Here is a 772-nt window from a genome sequence, read left to right as displayed (position 1 = left end):
TTATTGATTATACTGTTGCTCCCTGTAAGGCTTGCCTGGGCTGTGTAAAAACGAATGTCTGTGTAATTAAAGACGACGGCATTGCTTTGGCAGAAAAAGCTAAAGAAGCAGATGCTCTTATTATTGCAGGTTTTACACCATATTCCACCCTTGATTCGCGCACAAAAGCATTTATTGAACGACTTTATTCACTCCGCCATCAATATGGATTCATGCAAGGAAAACCTGGAGGAGCAATAATCACATCTGCAATCCCGAAGGATTTTGAGATGATGCCACCCGCCTCTGATAACGGTATCAATGCAATTACATATTACATGATGGAAGAAGGGATGGAGGCTGTAGGCTCTGTTAGGATCCTTGGCAATAATCCATGTGTTCGATGCAGATTTGGAGACGAATGTGACATGAGCGGTATCAAGATGATGTTTGGTCCAGATGCAACAAAAGAGTCTGTAGGAATAAACAAATTTGAGGACCAACCAGAAGCTGTCAATGCCGCAAAAGAACTGGGCAAGAATATTGCAGAATACCTGAAGTCAAAAGAATAAACCAGAAATGCTTACAGTATATTTTTTAAACGCTGTGTACAATGTTTTACTGTGGTATTTTTGAATAGTATCATAAATAGTTCTTGTCAAAAGGAGATAAAAATGACAGAAAACAATATTACAGAAGATTTGAGAAACATGGCCTCTGAGTTAGGTGTAGATTTTATCAGTATAACCAATAAATCCTGCTTTGAAGATTCAGATTATACTGGAAACAAACC

The 772-nt window shown here is 38.3% G+C and carries 1 protein-coding gene; it reads left to right on the top strand.

What is annotated here, in order from left to right; all coding sequences use genetic code 11:
- Nucleotides 1-551 (top strand): flavodoxin family protein (locus CI957_RS10305; RefSeq protein ID WP_164909095.1); only part of this gene is annotated, 551 nt, incomplete at its 5' end.
- Between the last annotated feature and the right edge of the window lie 221 nt (nt 552-772).

It is taken from the genome of Methanohalophilus sp. WG1-DM (assembly GCF_004104135.1).
Lineage (GTDB): Archaea > Halobacteriota > Methanosarcinia > Methanosarcinales > Methanosarcinaceae > Methanohalophilus > Methanohalophilus euhalobius.
This window is presented reverse-complemented; position numbering and strand designations above follow the sequence as displayed.